The 14,365-nt window shown below is 69.4% G+C and carries 12 protein-coding genes; 10 read left to right on the top strand and 2 right to left on the bottom strand.

Annotated elements, in window-relative coordinates:
• Nucleotides 1–5: 5 nt before the first annotated feature.
• Together MAA8898_RS00065 and MAA8898_RS00070 are read left to right on the top strand one after the other, a co-directional pair.
• Complete coding sequence (locus tag MAA8898_RS00065) at nt 6–1,295, top strand: glycosyltransferase family 4 protein (protein WP_094018934.1); 1,290 nt, start codon at nt 6–8, stop codon at nt 1,293–1,295.
• 44 nt (nt 1,296–1,339) lie between these two features.
• On the top strand, nt 1,340–1,795 hold the full coding sequence (locus tag MAA8898_RS00070) for a GNAT family N-acetyltransferase (protein WP_176445021.1): 456 nt from the start codon (nt 1,340–1,342) through the stop codon (nt 1,793–1,795).
• 82 nt (nt 1,796–1,877) lie between these two features.
• Here the strand turns inward: MAA8898_RS00070 and MAA8898_RS00075 are convergent, their stop codons facing one another.
• On the bottom strand, nt 1,878–2,366 hold the full coding sequence (locus MAA8898_RS00075) for a serine O-acetyltransferase (RefSeq protein ID WP_094018936.1): 489 nt from the start codon (nt 2,364–2,366) through the stop codon (nt 1,878–1,880).
• A 188-nt stretch (nt 2,367–2,554) separates the two neighbouring features.
• Between MAA8898_RS00075 and MAA8898_RS00080 the strand changes: the two genes are divergently transcribed.
• The 3 genes from MAA8898_RS00080 to MAA8898_RS00090 are packed head-to-tail and all read left to right on the top strand — an operon-like array spanning nt 2,555 to nt 6,917.
• Entirely contained in the window at nt 2,555–4,606 is a 2,052-nt protein-coding gene (locus tag MAA8898_RS00080) for an acyltransferase family protein (protein WP_094018937.1), read from the top strand.
• The gene (locus MAA8898_RS00085; protein WP_094018938.1) at nt 4,603–6,156 is read left to right on the top strand and encodes a GMC oxidoreductase; all 1,554 of its coding nucleotides are present in this window, start codon (nt 4,603–4,605) and stop codon (nt 6,154–6,156) included. The genes MAA8898_RS00080 and MAA8898_RS00085 overlap by 4 nt, the downstream gene beginning before the upstream one ends.
• On the top strand, nt 6,153–6,917 hold the full coding sequence (locus MAA8898_RS00090; protein ID WP_094018939.1) for an SDR family oxidoreductase: 765 nt from the start codon (nt 6,153–6,155) through the stop codon (nt 6,915–6,917). The genes MAA8898_RS00085 and MAA8898_RS00090 overlap by 4 nt, the downstream gene beginning before the upstream one ends.
• Before the next feature lie 3 nt (nt 6,918–6,920).
• On the opposite strand, the gene MAA8898_RS00095 is transcribed toward MAA8898_RS00090, so the two are convergent.
• On the bottom strand, nt 6,921–7,685 hold the full coding sequence (locus tag MAA8898_RS00095; RefSeq protein ID WP_094018940.1) for a WecB/TagA/CpsF family glycosyltransferase: 765 nt from the start codon (nt 7,683–7,685) through the stop codon (nt 6,921–6,923).
• 179 nt (nt 7,686–7,864) lie between these two features.
• Here MAA8898_RS00095 and MAA8898_RS00100 point away from each other — a divergent pair, with 179 nt between their 5' ends.
• Genes MAA8898_RS00100 through MAA8898_RS00120 form a run of 5 tightly spaced genes read left to right on the top strand, consistent with a single transcriptional unit; the run spans nt 7,865 to nt 14,318 of the window.
• Nucleotides 7,865–9,046, top strand: coding sequence for a Gfo/Idh/MocA family protein (locus tag MAA8898_RS00100; RefSeq protein WP_094018941.1), 1,182 nt, complete (start codon nt 7,865–7,867; stop codon nt 9,044–9,046).
• Nucleotides 9,034–10,005: an NAD-dependent epimerase/dehydratase family protein gene (locus MAA8898_RS00105; RefSeq protein ID WP_094018942.1), complete on the top strand. Its 972-nt coding sequence runs from the start codon at nt 9,034–9,036 to the stop codon at nt 10,003–10,005. Before MAA8898_RS00100 ends, MAA8898_RS00105 begins: the two co-directional genes overlap by 13 nt.
• On the top strand, nt 10,002–11,249 hold the full coding sequence (locus MAA8898_RS00110; protein WP_094018943.1) for a glycosyltransferase: 1,248 nt from the start codon (nt 10,002–10,004) through the stop codon (nt 11,247–11,249). Before MAA8898_RS00105 ends, MAA8898_RS00110 begins: the two co-directional genes overlap by 4 nt.
• Nucleotides 11,246–12,205 carry a glycosyltransferase family 2 protein gene (locus MAA8898_RS00115; RefSeq protein WP_094018944.1) on the top strand — a complete coding sequence of 320 codons (960 nt, stop codon included), beginning with the start codon at nt 11,246–11,248 and terminating at the stop codon, nt 12,203–12,205. Before MAA8898_RS00110 ends, MAA8898_RS00115 begins: the two co-directional genes overlap by 4 nt.
• Before the next feature lie 10 nt (nt 12,206–12,215).
• Nucleotides 12,216–14,318 (top strand): NAD-dependent epimerase/dehydratase family protein, encoded by a 2,103-nt coding sequence (locus MAA8898_RS00120; protein WP_094018945.1) that lies wholly within the window; start codon nt 12,216–12,218, stop codon nt 14,316–14,318.
• Nucleotides 14,319–14,365 lie beyond the last annotated feature (47 nt).

Here is a 14,365-nt window from a genome sequence, read left to right on the forward strand (position 1 = left end):
CCGCCATGAGGACCAGACCCCGCGTCTTGCTGGTGGCGGACGAATGCAACCCGGAATGGCCGTCGCTGCCCATCGTCGGGTACAAGTACGCGCTGGAGATCGGCAAGCTGGCGGATGTCACGGTCGCCACCCATGTCCGCAACCGCGAGAACATCGAAAAGGCCGGGCCCACGGTACCCTTTGACTACATCGACACCGAATGGGTCGCCGCGCCGATGTACCGGCTGGCCCGGATGATCCGCGGCGGCGACGAGGTGGGCTGGTCCACTTCGATGATGTTCAACTACCTGCCCTACCTCGCCTTCGAACGCGGCGTCTGGACCCGCTTCCGCGACCGGCTGCGCGGCGGCGATTTCGACATCGTCCATCGCATCACGCCGATGTCGCCCACGCTGCCCTCGTGGCTGGCGCACAAGGTGCCGCAGCCCTTCGTCATCGGCCCGCTGAACGGCAACCTCGACTGGCCCGCCGCCTTTGCCGCCGAACAGGCGCGCGAAAAGGAAGGCCTGCGCCGACTGCGCGCCTTCTACAAGTATCTGCCCTATGCCCGCAGCACCTACGATGACGCGGCGGCCGTGCTCTGCGCGTTTTCCCACACCCGGGCAGACCTGCCCCGGGTCGAGGACGCGCGTATCGTGTCCTTTCCCGAGATCGGTTTTGACCCGGCGATCTTCCATGCCGAGGGCGCGGCCCCCGCGGGTCAGCGTGGGCCGGATGGCAAGCGGCATTTTCTCTACGCAGGCCGCCTTGTCCCCTACAAGCTGCCGGAGCTGCCGCTGCGCGCCTTCGCCGCCTCCGAGACCCTGCGCCGCCACCACCTGCACGTGGTGGGCGACGGCCCCGAACGCGCCCGCATGGAGACGGTGATCGCCCAGCACGACCTGTCCGGCTGCGTCACAATGCATGGCCGCAAGTCGCAGGCCGATGTGGCCGACATGATGCGCGCCTGCGACGCCTTCGTCTTTCCCTCGATCCGCGAGCTGGGGGCCGGCGTGGTGATCGAGGCCATGGCCTGCGGCATGCTGATGCTGGTGGCCGACTACGGCGCGCCGGGCGACCTGGCCGCCGAGGGGCGCGGCGCGTGTATCCCGCTGGCCCCCTTCGACACCATGGTGGACGGCTTTCGCCGGCAGATGGAGACCTGCGCCGAACATCCCGCCGACATGGCCGCACCCGCGACCCGCGCCAAGACCTACGCCGACGACAATTACCCCTGGTCTCGCAAGGGCGAAAAGACGCTGGCGGTCTACGAGGCGCTGCTGGCGGGCCGGACGCTGGACGGGCTGGGCTATTGACCGGCTTCACGACATCCCGGCTGACTGTCCGGCCCTGGGAACAGATGCTGGACGATCCCGCCCTGCGCCCCTCGCTGGAAACCCGCCTCGCCCGGATGCTGACTCCCCTCGTCCTTGCGCACCTGCCATCAGACTTCCCGCCCGGTCACGGCCCGAACGCCATGGGCGACTGGATCGCGACACGCCGCGCCCGTGCGCAGGTCTTCGTGGTCGAGCGCGATGCCGACCTGATCGGCCTGCTGTTCCTGTTCCGCCCCGATCCCGCCTCGACGGACCTGCACCTGGGCTATCTGTTCGCCGAAGAGGCCTGGGGCCAGGGCTATGCCACCGAACTTCTGTCCGGCCTGCTTGCCCAGTTGCGCCCGCAGGCGCCGCTCACCCTGCGCGCCAGCGTCACCACGGGAAACCCCGCCTCGGCCCGCGTACTGCGCAAGTCCGGGTTCCGCTCCGACAAAGACCAGCCCGACAAGGGCCTGCTCCGCTTCCACCTGTCCCTGTGATCCGATTGACGCGTCCGCCGGGACAGGCACGGGTCTGTTTGCTGGTGACTCCCGAAGCGGGACCTGCCGTCAGGCGCACGACTCACCCGCCCGAAATCACCCGCGCCGGAACCCCCGCCACCGTCGCCCCGGCGGGCACGTCGCGCGTCACCACCGCGTTGGCACCAATCACCGCGTGATCGCCCACCGTCAGCGGCCCGATCAGCTTGGCCCCCGCGCCAACGTCCACATGCCCCCCCAGCATCACCGGCCCGGCCAGCGTCACCTGATGGAACAACATGCAGTTCACGCCGATCCTGGCATCGGGGTGAACGATGATCCCCGTCGGATGGGTCAGCCGCAGCCCGCCGCCGATCTCCGTTGTCAGGTGCAGTTCGCTCTGGCACATCAGCGACCAGAACCGGTGATTGAGCACCCAGTAGCGCGCCACGAACCGCCCCACCGGCCCGCGCCCGCGCCACGCCTGGTAGCGCCGCACCGCGCGGATCATCTTCTTGCCCGGCTCCCAGAACCGCTCGATCCGCTCGCGCGACCAGTCCGGAACGCTGGCCGAAATCTCCGTGTCCACCATTCCGCGTCCATTGTCTGCAAACTGCCATATTCCTGCCCCGAAATGCGGTATCCTAAGGAAATTGGCAACACTCTGAGATCAGACTATCCCAAAACCAGACCGCCCGGAAACCGGACGGCCCAAGACCCCGGAGAACCCGGAAGGACACAGATGACGGCCCCGCCCGCCGGACGAGGACATCGCAAGCCATGACCGCGCCGCCGCACAGTCCGCTCCCGTACCGGGGCGACATCGACGGGCTGCGCGCCATCGCCGTCCTGGCGGTGGTGCTTTATCATTTCGGCCTGCCGCTGTCGGGCGGCTTTGCCGGGGTCGATGTCTTCTTTGTCATTTCCGGCTTCCTGATCGGCGGCATCCTCTGGCGCGAATACGATGCGACCGGGCGCGTCAGCTTGGCCAACTTCTACCTGCGCCGGTTCCGCCGCCTCGCCCCGGCCTTCTTCACCATGCTGCTGGTGACCACCGCCGCCGCCTGGATGATCCTGCTGCCGTTCGAATTCCGCGAATACGGTAAGGGTGTCATCGCCGCCACGGTCTACCTGTCCAACGTGCTGTTCTTCCGCCAGGCCGGCTATTTCGACACCGTGTCCGAGGACAAGCCGCTGCTGCACACCTGGTCACTGGCGGTGGAGGAGCAGTTCTACATCGTCGTGCCGGTGCTGATGGTCCTGCTGGCGCGCTGGCGCTGGGGGCTGGTCGGCGCGCTGGGCGCGGGCTGGGCGCTGTCGCTGGCCGCCTGCATCCTGGTGACGCCGCATTCGCCCACCGCCACCTTCTACCTGTTCCCCTTCCGCGCGTGGGAACTGCTGTCCGGCGTTCTGCTGGCGATCTGGGGGCATGAGACGGGGACCAGGTGGCGCGGCCACCCGGCGCTGTCCTCGGTCGGGCTGGTGATGGTCGGTGCCTCGCTGCTGTTCATCCCGGCGGGGCCGACGTTTCCCGGGGTGCTCGCGATCCCGCCGGTGCTGGGCACGCTGCTGTTGCTGTCGTCAGGCACGGGGGCCAACGCGGTCAACCGGCTGCTGACGCTGCCCGCGATGCGCTTTTTCGGGCTGATCTCCTATTCGCTCTACCTCTGGCACTGGCCGGTCTACACGCTGGCCACCTACCTGCGCGGCGCGCTGGACCCGTTGGAAACCCCGCTGTGGATGGCGCTGTCCGTCCTGCTGGCCTGGCTGTCGTGGCGCTTTGTCGAACAGCCGGTGCGCCATGCGCGCAGCCTGCGGCCCGCCATGGTGCTGGGCGGCATGGTGCTGGCCTCCGGCGCGGCGCTGGCGGTTGGCGGCTGGCTCTACGTCAAGGACGGGCTGCCCGGCCGCTTTGGACCCGAGGCGCGGGTCCACATCGCCGCATCGGGCGACTTCCTGCAGGATTTCAGCCGCTGCCACATCGCGCAAAGCCTGCCGCTGGACGGGCTGGAGGTCTGCCCGATCGGACCGGACGGCCCGCCGCGCGTGCTGGTCTGGGGCGACAGCCACGTCCGCGCCATGAAGGAGGGGCTGGACCTCGCCGCGCAGGAGGCCGGGGTGCCTGGCATCATTCTGTGGCGCGCGGGTTGCCCGCCGCTGTTCGACCTCCGCAAGGTGGAAAACGCTGCCACCCCCGCGCAGGATGCCGCCTGTACCCAGGCCAACCTGCAAATCCGCCAGGCGCTGCCCCGGCTGGACAGCGTCGAATCCGTGCTGCTGATCGGCCGGTGGAGCTATTATGCCACCGGCATGGGGGTCGGGCTGAACGCCCATGACCGCATCGCCCTGCATCCGACGACCGGGCCGGTGAACGCCCAGCAGCAACAGGCGCAATTGCTGACAGCCGCCGCGCGCGCCACGGTGGCCGAGCTGCACCAGTGGGTCGACCGGGTGATCGTGCTGCGCCAGCCGCCCGAGATCCCGCTCTATGACAGCCGCCGCGCCGCGCGCGAGGCGGCGCATGTCGGCATGCCCCTGGCCGCTGTTCCAGTGACAGAGAGCGCGGTGCCTGCCGACGCCATCGTGCTGCGCGCCGCGCTGTCGGACGCACCCTGGGTGCCGCTGGCCGAGGAGGGGCAGATCACCTTCCTGGATACCTGGCCGTTCCTCTGCGCCGAGGGCACTTGTTCCGTCGTGCATGACGGCGTGGGCCAGTATTTCGACAACAACCACCTGACCAATGCCGCCGCCCTGCGCATCCGCGATGTGCTGCGCCCGGTGTTCGCCCCGTTGCCGAATGAGACGGCGCACAGCGGGGCCTCTGACCGATGACCTCCCTTTTCGAGACCACGTGGGATGCCGTCGTCATCGGCGCCGGCATGGGCGGCGGCACGCTGGGCCGCGCGCTGGCCGAGGCGGGCATGCAGGTGCTGTTCGTCGAGAAGGGGCCGGAGGGCCTGCGCAGCGAACGCAACGGGCTGTCCGAGATATTCGTCCCCGAGGCGCGCGCGGTGCGCGGTCTCTGGCCCGATCCGCTGCACGTCACGCTGGACGGGGTCGAAAGCAGCTTTTTCCCGCCGCTGGGCACCGGGCCGGGGGGCAGTTCGGTGTTCTACGCCGCGACGCTGGAGCGCCCGGCGCGGCACGACCTGGACGACCTGCCCGGACAGCCGCACCCCACCGGCGGCTGGCCGGTGAGCTATGACGCAATGCGCCCCTGGTACGATGCCGCCGCGCACCTGTTCAAAGTCAGCGGCACGCCCGACCCGCTGTCACCCGAACCGCCGATGCCGCTGCGCGAACCGCCGCCGCTGAAACCGGCCGAGGCCGCGCTGACCGACAGCCTGCGCGCCGCCGGGCTGCATCCCTACCGCAGCCACACCGGCATCGCCCATGTCGAAGGCTGCGAGAATTGCCTGGGCCGCAAGTGCCCGAAGGTGTGCAAGATGGACGGCCGGTCCGCCGGGGTGGAGCCGGCGCTGGCCACCGGCAATGCCCATCTTCTGACCGGGGCCGAGGTCACGCGGCTGGTGACCGACGGCCGCCAGATCACCCATGCCGAGGTGCGCATCGGCGGTGAGACCCGGCAGCTCCGGGCGCGCCGCTATGTCCTCGCTGCCGGGGCGCTGCATTCGCCGCGCCTGCTGCTGGCCTCCGCTTGCGAGGAATCTCCGAACGGTCTTGCCAATGGCTCGGGCCTCGTCGGGTGCAACCTGATGCTGCACGTGGACGAACGGTTTGCCCTCTGGCCGAAACGTGGCACGCCGGACACCGGGGCGACCAAGGCCATCGCCTTTCGCGATTTCTACCACCGCGAGGACATGCGCCTGGGGTCGGTCCAGGCCATGGGCATCCGGGCGAACTATGGCGAGATGGTGCATTTTTTGAAACGGATGCTGGCGCTGCGCGGGCTGTCACGATTCGACCTGCTGACGCGGCCCGCCGCCGCCGTGGCGCATGGGCTGCTGGGCCACGCCCATATCTTCGTCGGGCTGATGGAGGACTTCCCCTATGCCCACAACCGCGTGCTGCACGACCCGGCGCAGCCGCACCGGCTGGCCGTCACCTACACCCTGTCGGACGAATTGCGCAGTCGGCGCAAGGCGTTCCGCAAGGTGCTGCGCCGCGCCCTGCGCGGGCACCGCCACCTGTTCCTGTCGATGACGCCAGAGCTGAACTGGGGCCATCCCTGCGGCACGCTGCGCTTTGGGCATGACCCTACGACCTCGGTCACACGCGCGGACGGGCGGGCGCACGAGGTCGATAACCTCTGGGTGGCCGATGCGTCCTTCATGCCGACCTCGATGGGGGTGAACCCCAGCCTGACCATCGCCGCCCACGCGCTGCGGGTGGCGCACCTGATGCTGGAGGACCGTGGATGACCTTGATCACGCCGCAGGACGGTTTCGTCATCGTGACCGGGGCCGGATCGGGTCTGGGCCGGGCGCTGGCGGTGCAGCTGTGCCAACAGGGCTTTACCGTGGCCGGCACCGGCCGCCGCGCCCAGGCGCTGGCGGAAACGGCGGACCTGTGCGGCGCAGGGTTTGATCCGATCCAGATGGATGTGGCGGATTTCGACGCGGTGGCGCGGGGCTTTGCCGCGCTTATCGAACGCCACGGACCGCTGGCGCTGCTCATCAACAACGCCGCCGTCTACCCAAGGCGCGACCTGCTGGCCGAGACGCCGGAGAGCTTCTGGCAGGGCATGGCGATCAACCTGGGCGGGGTCTACGCCTGCTCATGGCACGCGCTTCAGAACATGGCGCCGCGCGGCGAGGGGCGCATCCTGAACGTGGCCAGCTACGCCGACATTGCCCCGCTGCCCGCCTCGGCCGCATATTCGGTGTCCAAGGGCGCGGCGCGGGTGCTGACGCGGGCCATGGCGGCCGACCTGTTCGACCGTTTTCCCGGCATCGTCATCGGCGACTGGCTGCCCGGCGCATTGGCCACGCAGATGGGTATTCCCGAAGGGCTGAAGCCCGAGGATGCCGCCCGCTGGGGCGTCAAACTGGCGCTGATGCGCGACCCGGCGCTGAACGGCACCGTATTCGAGCGCGACATGGAACTGCTGCCGCCGCGCGGGCTGAAGCGCAAGCTGAAGGATGCGCTGATGCTGCGCCGCCCGCGGCCCCGGCGACTGTGACCGTCAGTTGCGCCTTTCGCTGAACCGCAGCAGCAGGGCGCGGATCGTCAGCTCGGGCAGGATCAGCCCGCATTTCAGGTAGCGCAGGGCCAGGCGGCGGGGATCGGACATCATCCGCCAGACCCATTCCAGCGCCAGCCTGCGCATCCACATCGGCGCGCGTTTCTGCGTCCCGGCAAAGAAATCCAGCCCTGCCCCGATCGAAGCAAAGCCGACCTCGGGCGCGATCCGCCGGCCCGTCGCGGCAAAGGTCTCCTGCTTGGGCGCGCCCAGCGCGACAAAGCACAGCCGCGCGCCGGAGGCCGCGATCTCGCGCAGCATCGACTCGGCCTGCTGTCCGGAGGGGTCGAACCCCATCGGCGGGGCAATCCGGCAGACTACGTCGAGGTCGCGCACCTCGCGTTCCAGGTACTCGGCCGCGGCCTCCAGCACCGCCGCGCTGGAGCCGAACAGCGCCACCGTCACCCCCTGCCCGGCGGCGATCCGCGACAGCGGCAGGATCGCCTCGGAGCCGGGGATCAGCGCCACGGGCCGGCCGGCCAGCCATGACAGCCAGACGATCGGGTTGCCATCGGCCACGACAAGGTCCTGCGCCTGGTAGATGGCGCGGAATCTCTCGGAGTTTCGCAGCTTGACGACGTGATCGAGGTTGATGGTGGCCAGGGCAAAGCCCGAGCGGCGGGCAAAGCGTTCCCGCACCCGCGCCTCCAACACAGCCCATGTCGGCACGTTCACGGTGATCGTGTCGTCGCCAATCCGGAAGTCCATTGCAGCACCTGCTCCCCCGCGGGCAGGCATACCGCGCTTTTGTCAATTGTTGAGTGCCCTTTCGACCACACATTCACATTTTCGGGGCCACTGATGCCGCACTGCCGCTAAAAGCCGAGAGGGGGTCGAAATCTGGCCGCTTTTGTTCGATCAAGATCGCAGGGAATTGCAGGCAGGCCATGGGTGGCGATTTGGACAGGACAGGCGGGCAGAGGCAGGCCGGGGCGGACCCCCGCGCCAGCGGTCGGGTCGTGCTGCTGGGCTGCGGCTTTGTCGCCGATCTCTACATGCGCTCTGCCGCCGCCATGCCGGGCATCGAGGTGGCCGGGGTCTACGACACCGACGCGGCGCGGCTGCAAACCTTCTGCGCGCACTGGCAGGTGCCGGCGCGCTCATCGTTCGCGGCGCTGCTGGATGAGGCGCCCGATGCGCTGGTCCTGAACCTGACCAATCCCGGCGCGCATTACGCCACCACGCGCGCCTGCCTGGAGGCGGGGCGCCACGTCTATTCCGAAAAGCCGCTGGCCATGACGGCCCAGGACGCCAAGGCGCTGCACGCGCTGGCCCGGGCACGCGGGCTGACGCTGGCCTCCGCCCCCTGTTCGGCGCTGGGCGAGGCGGCGCAGACATTGGGCCAAGCCCTGCGCCACGGCATCGCCGGGACACCCCGCGTCGTCTATGCCGAGCTCGACGATGGCTACGTCCCGCAGGCCGCCTACTGCAAGTGGCTGTCCGAGAGCGGCGCACCCTGGCCGTTTGCGGATGAATTCCGCACCGGTTGCACGCTGGAACACGCGGGCTACTACCTGACCTGGCTCATCTCCTGGTTCGGACCGGTGCGCACCGTCGTCGCCGCCTCGGCCGAGACGATCCCCGACAAGGAGGGCGAGGGCCCCTTTGCCCCCGACCTGTCCGTCGCCACGCTGTTCTTCGAGGACGGGCCGGTCGCGCGGCTGACATGCTCCATCGTCGCGCCGCACAATCACGGCATCCGCATCATCGGCGACAAGGGCGTGCTCAGCTGTGATGCCGCCTGGGACAACGCCGCCAGGGTGCGCTTTGCCCGCCGCCTGACCCTGCGCCGCAGGCTGATGGAGCATCCGTTTCCCCGCCGGTTGCGGCTGAAGCAGCCGACCCACCCCAAGGTGAAACGCTGGGGTGCGGCGGCGATGAACTTCATGCTCGGCCCCGCCGAGGTGCTGGAGGCGCTGCGCGATGGCCGTCCCTGCCGCATGTCCAACGATTTCGCCCTGCACCTGACGGAGGTCACCCTGGCCATCCAGAACGCGGGCGAAACCAGCGGCGCGCAGCGCATGACAACCCGGTGCGACCGGATGGAGCCGATGCCATGGGCGATCTGACCCGCCTGCTGATCACCGGTTCCACCGGCTTTGTCGGCCGCGCCTGCCTGGCCGAGGCGCGCGCGCGCGGTGTCGAGGTGGTCGCCGTCTACCGCCGCGCGCCCCTGCCCGAATGGGCCGCCGATCCCGGCATCCTGCCGCTGTGCGCCGACCTGTCGGACGCCACGGCTGTCCCTGCCCTGCACGCGGCGATTGCCGGCTGTCAGGCGGTGATCCACGCCGCCGCCCACCTGGGCGGTGACGCAAACGCCCATGCCACCGACACGCTGCGCGGCACCAAAACGCTGCTGGCGGCGATGGCGGGGACCCGGGCGCGGCTGGTGCTGGTCAGCTCGATCGCGGTCTATGACACGATGCGCGTCCCGGCGGGCGGGGTGCTGGACGAATCCGCGCCGCTCGAATCCCCCGACCATCCGCGCGACGCCTATGCCGGGGCCAAGCTGCGGCAGGAGATGCTGTGCCACGCCTCTGGCCTGCCGCTGTGGATCCTGCGGCCGGGCGCGATCTACGGACCGGGGCGCAGTTGGCACGCTCTGCTGGGCTTCTGGGCGTCGAAATTGCATGTGCAGGTCAATTCGGCCGGGGAACTGCCGCTGACCCATGTGACCCACACCGCCTGGGCGCTGGTCGAGGCGGCTGCGCGCCCGCCGCAGGGCACGCCGGTGCTGAACCTGCTGGATGACGACAGGCCGACCCGCGCGCGCTTTTTGCGCGCCCACCGGCGGATGACCGGCTGGCCAAGGCTGGTCCTGCCCCTGCCCTACGGATTATGGATCACCCTTGTCCGGCTGCTGAGCCCCGTCTCGGCCCGCCTGCCCGGCCTGCTGCGCGAACCCGTCGTGCGCGCCCGGCTGATGCCGCTGACATGGCCGAACACCGCGCTGCGCCACACCCTGGGCGGCGAGGACATGGATACCTTCGAAGGCATGCTGTCGCGCAGCCTGGAGACCGGGCCATGACCCTGCCGAAACTGGCCTACCTGACGGGCGAATACCCCCGCGCCTCGGACACCTTCATCCAGCGTGAGGTCGCCGCCCTGCGCGCTCTGGGGCACGAGGTCTTGACCTGCTCGATCCGCACCACCGGCGCGGAACACCTGGTGGGACCGGAACAACGCGCGGAACACGCGCGGACCTTCAAGGTGCTGGACGCCGCGAAGAACCCCGTGACCCTGCTGCGCGCCCACCTGCGCTGGATGCGCAACCCCGTGCGCTACCTGAGCGCGCTGGCGCTGGCCTGGCGCACCGCGCCCAAGGGGCTAAAGGGCCGGCTCTACAACCTGATCTACTTCCTTGAGGCCGGGGTCCTGGCGGCGCACCTGGCGGACAACGGGGTCGACCACCTGCACAACCACATCGCCAAGGCATCCTGCACGGTGGCGATGCTGGCGGGCACGCTGTCGGGCCTGCCCTATAGTTTCACGATCCACGGACCCGACATCTTTTTCGAACCGCACCACTGGCGGATCGACGAAAAGACCGCGCGCGCCCGCTTTGTCGCCTGCATCTCCGAGTTCTGCCGGTCGCAGCTGATGTGTTTCGCCGCGCAGGAGCATTGGCCCAGGCTGCACATCATCCATTGCGGCGTGGACCCGGACGCCTATGCCGCCTCTGCCCACGACGGGCACGAGCTGCTGTTCGTCGGGCGGCTGGCCGGGGTGAAGGGCGTGCCGCTGCTGCTGGAGGCGGTGGCCACGCTGCGCGACCGGTTCCCCGACATGCGGCTGACGCTGATCGGCGACGGGCCGGACCGCGCCGCGCTGGAGGCGCAGGCGCAGGCCCTTGGGATCACCGACATCACCGCCTTTCTGGGCTACCGAAGCCAGGCCGAGGTCGCCGACCAACTGGCGCATACCGACCTGTTCGTGTTGCCCAGCTTTGCCGAAGGTCTTCCCGTGGTGCTGATGGAGGCGCTGGCTGCCGGTGTGCCGGTCATCACGACGCAGATCGCCGGGGTGCCGGAACTGGTGACGGAGAATGGCACCGGGCGGCTGGTGCCGCCGGGCGATGCCAAGGCGCTGGCCGAGGCGATCGCGGCGGAACTGCCGTTCGACGGGACTCGCCGCGACATGGGCGCGGTCGGGCGCGCCAAGGTGCGCGAGGATTTCAACGTGCACATCGAGGCCGCCCGCCTGTCGCGCCTGTTCGAAGGTTACGCAACCGGCCAGCCGCCGCGTGAGAAACGCCCGGAGCCGCGCACATGACCCCGGTGGACGTGGTCCTGATCGGCCGCAACGAAGGAGCGCGACTGGTCGCGGCGCTCGAGTCGGTGCGGGGACGGGCACGGCAGATCGTCTATGTCGACAGCGGTTCGACCGACGGCAGCCTTGACGCCGCGCGCAAGGCGGGCGCGAAGATCGTGCAGTTGGACATGGCCCAGCCCTTCACCGCCGCCCGCGCCCGCAACGCCGGGTTCGACGCGCTGGACGCGCCCGGGATTGTCCAGTTCATCGACGGTGACTGCACGCTGGTCCCCGGCTACCTGGACGCCGCCCGCGCGCATCTGGAGGCCGACCCGCGGCTGGGCCTTGTCACCGGCTGGCGCACGGAGATGTTTCCCGACGCCTCAGTCTACAACGCGATCTGCGACTGGGAATGGCACCGCCCCGCCGGTCCGATCCTCGCCTGTGGCGGCGACATGACGGTGCGCGCCGAGGCGTGGCGCAGCGTGCAGGGCATGAACCCCGCCGTCATCGCCGCCGAGGATGACGAATTCTGCACCCGCCTGCGCAAGGCGGGCTGGCGGCTGAAGCGCATCCCGCAGCAGATGACCCGCCACGACGCCGCCATGACCCGGTTCGGCCAGTGGTGGCAGCGGGCGGTGCGCACCGGGCACGGCTTTGCCCAGGTCGGCCACCTGCACCCCGAGTATTTCCGCACCGAACGGCGGCGCGTGGTGGTCTTTGCGCTGGCCCTGCCCCTGCTCTTCGTCATCGGCCTGCTGGCCGCGCCCTGGCTGAGCCTGCTGGTGCTGGCGCTCTACGCGGTCAGCCACCTGCGCTCGATCCGGGGGTTGCGGGCCGATGGGCTGAGCGCCGGCGCCGCGCATCGGCTGGCCCTTCTGCTGACCCTGTCCAAGTTTCCCAACCTGGTCGGCATGGCCCGGTTTCACGCGCGGCGCCTGCGCGGCGCCGACATGCGAATCATCGAATACAAGTGAGGTCGTCCCGATGTCCCAACCCATCCGCGTCGGCCTGATCGGGGCCGGATACATCGCCGGCTGGCACGCCGAGGCGCTTAAATCCACCCCCGGCGTCACCGTCACTGCCGTCTGTGATCCGAACGCAGAGGCCGCCCGCACCATCGCCGACCCGCTGGGCGCGCGGGTGTTGACAACTTTGCCCGACATGGTTGCGGCAGACCTGTGTGACGCTGTCCATATCCTCACGCCGCCATATATACATAAGGATATCGCGACCGAATGTCTCGCCGCGGGACTTCATGTGCTTGTGGAAAAGCCTGTGGCTGAATCCGGCGACGAGACCGCCGAGATCCTCGCCGCCGCGCACAAGGCGGGCCGCCGGTTCCACGCCGGGCACAATTTCCTCGGCCTGCCGGGCTACGAACGGATGAAGGCGGCGATGATGGCGGGCGAGTATGGCCGCGTCTCCTCGGCCGAGATCACCTGGGCGCTGCCGCTGGCGCCGCTGCGCTCCGGTCCGTTCAACCTATGGCTGCTGCGCCGCCCGCAGAACCTGCTGCTGGAACTCGGTCCGCACCTGGTGGCCTTTGCGCAGGACCTGTTCGGTCCGATGGAGATCCTGCACGCCCATGCCGGGCATCCCGTGCTGCTTCCGGGCGACGATCCGCGCCCGCAAAGCTTTCGCATACTCGCCCGCGCGGGGCAGGTCGAAATCACGTTTTCGCTGGCGATGGTCGAGACGGTCGATGACCGCTCGGTCACCTTGCGCGGGTCCTCGGCGCGGGCGCGGCTGGACTTTGCCGCCGACGTGCTGACGGTTGAGCGCGAAAACGCCGCCGACCTCGTGCTGAACCCCCTGCACAAACAGCGCGAACTCGCCCGCCAGCACCGGCGCGAAGGCTGGTCGAACGCCTGGACCCAGGTCCGCTCGCTGAACGCGCGCAACCCCTATGCCCTCAGCTTTCGCGGCATGAACGCGGCGGTCTACGGCGCGCTGGCCAACGGGCGGCCGCAGGACCCGCGCTTTTCCGGCGAAACCGCGCTGGCGGTCATGCAGACCCTCGACGCCATGATCGCGAAACTGCCGCCCGAGACGCTGACCGTCGCCGCCCCCGCCGTCCGCAGCCGCACGCCGAAACCGACCGCCATGGTGATCGGCGGCACCGGCTTCATCGGCCGCGCGCTGACCCGGCGCCTGGTGGCCGAGGGCCGCGACGTGCGCGTGCTGTCGCGCGGCCGCCACGGGCCCTTTCCCGACCTGCCCGACCAGGTGGAAACGGTGCCCGTCTCATTGCAAGACCTCGACGGGCTGACAGGGGCGATGCAGGGGATCGACGTGGTCTTCAACCTCGCCCGCTCTCTGGACAAGACCTGGGCCGACTGCCTGAAAAACGACGTGGGCGTCGCCCTGCGCATCGCCATGGCCTCCGAGAAGGCGGGAGTGAAACGACTGGTCTACACCGGCACCATCGCCAGCTACGACATGTCCGACCCGGCGCAGAAGATCACCGAGGACACCCCCTTTGCCGCCGACATGAGTGACCGCAACCTCTACGCAAGGTCCAAGGCCGAATGCGAACGCAAGCTGACGGAGCTGCACAAGGCGCGCGGCCTGCCGCTGGTGATCGCGCGGCCCGGCATCGTGGTGGGCGCGGGCGGTCCGCTGCAACACTGGGGGATCGGGCGCTGGCATGGCGCGGGCGCGGTGCGGATCTGGGGCCACGGCAACAACATCCTGCCCTTCGTGCTGATCGACGACGTGGTCGACGGGCTGGTGCGGATGATCGACGCGCCGGTGACGGGACAAAGCTTCAACCTGGTGGGTGAACCGATGCTGTCGGCGCGGGGCTATTTCAACGCCATCCACCAGGCGCTGGGTGCGCGGATCCGCGTGGTGCCGGGCAACCTGCATGCCTTCTACGTGGCGGATGCGCTGAAATACCTGCTGAAGAAACACGCCCTGCGCCGGACCGGGGTGATCCGCCCCTCGCTGGCCGACTGGAAGAGCCGGGCGCATTTCTCACCCTTCGTGAACACCCGGTCCAAGCAGGTGCTGGGCTGGCGCCCCGAGGCGGACAAGGCGCGCTTTGTCGAAGAGGCGATCACCCGGGCCAACCTCTTCGGTTTCTGACCCGGCGAAAAAAGGGCGCGCGCCGATCCGCGCGCCTCCAAGACAGG

It is taken from the genome of Antarctobacter aquimaris, from assembly GCF_900184945.1.
Classification (GTDB): Bacteria; Pseudomonadota; Alphaproteobacteria; order Rhodobacterales; family Rhodobacteraceae; genus Maliponia; species Maliponia aquimaris.

Coding starts and splice junctions, on each gene's coding strand:
- MAA8898_RS00065 (WP_094018934.1), top strand. CDS start 6: ATGAGGACCAGACCCCGCGTCTTGCTGGTGGCGGACGAATGCAACCCG.
- MAA8898_RS00070 (WP_176445021.1), top strand. CDS start 1,340: ATGCTGGACGATCCCGCCCTGCGCCCCTCGCTGGAAACCCGCCTCGCC.
- MAA8898_RS00075 (WP_094018936.1), bottom strand. CDS start 2,366: ATGGTGGACACGGAGATTTCGGCCAGCGTTCCGGACTGGTCGCGCGAG.
- MAA8898_RS00080 (WP_094018937.1), top strand. CDS start 2,555: ATGACCGCGCCGCCGCACAGTCCGCTCCCGTACCGGGGCGACATCGAC.
- MAA8898_RS00085 (WP_094018938.1), top strand. CDS start 4,603: ATGACCTCCCTTTTCGAGACCACGTGGGATGCCGTCGTCATCGGCGCC.
- MAA8898_RS00090 (WP_094018939.1), top strand. CDS start 6,153: ATGACCTTGATCACGCCGCAGGACGGTTTCGTCATCGTGACCGGGGCC.
- MAA8898_RS00095 (WP_094018940.1), bottom strand. CDS start 7,685: ATGGACTTCCGGATTGGCGACGACACGATCACCGTGAACGTGCCGACA.
- MAA8898_RS00100 (WP_094018941.1), top strand. CDS start 7,865: ATGGGTGGCGATTTGGACAGGACAGGCGGGCAGAGGCAGGCCGGGGCG.
- MAA8898_RS00105 (WP_094018942.1), top strand. CDS start 9,034: ATGGGCGATCTGACCCGCCTGCTGATCACCGGTTCCACCGGCTTTGTC.
- MAA8898_RS00110 (WP_094018943.1), top strand. CDS start 10,002: ATGACCCTGCCGAAACTGGCCTACCTGACGGGCGAATACCCCCGCGCC.
- MAA8898_RS00115 (WP_094018944.1), top strand. CDS start 11,246: ATGACCCCGGTGGACGTGGTCCTGATCGGCCGCAACGAAGGAGCGCGA.
- MAA8898_RS00120 (WP_094018945.1), top strand. CDS start 12,216: ATGTCCCAACCCATCCGCGTCGGCCTGATCGGGGCCGGATACATCGCC.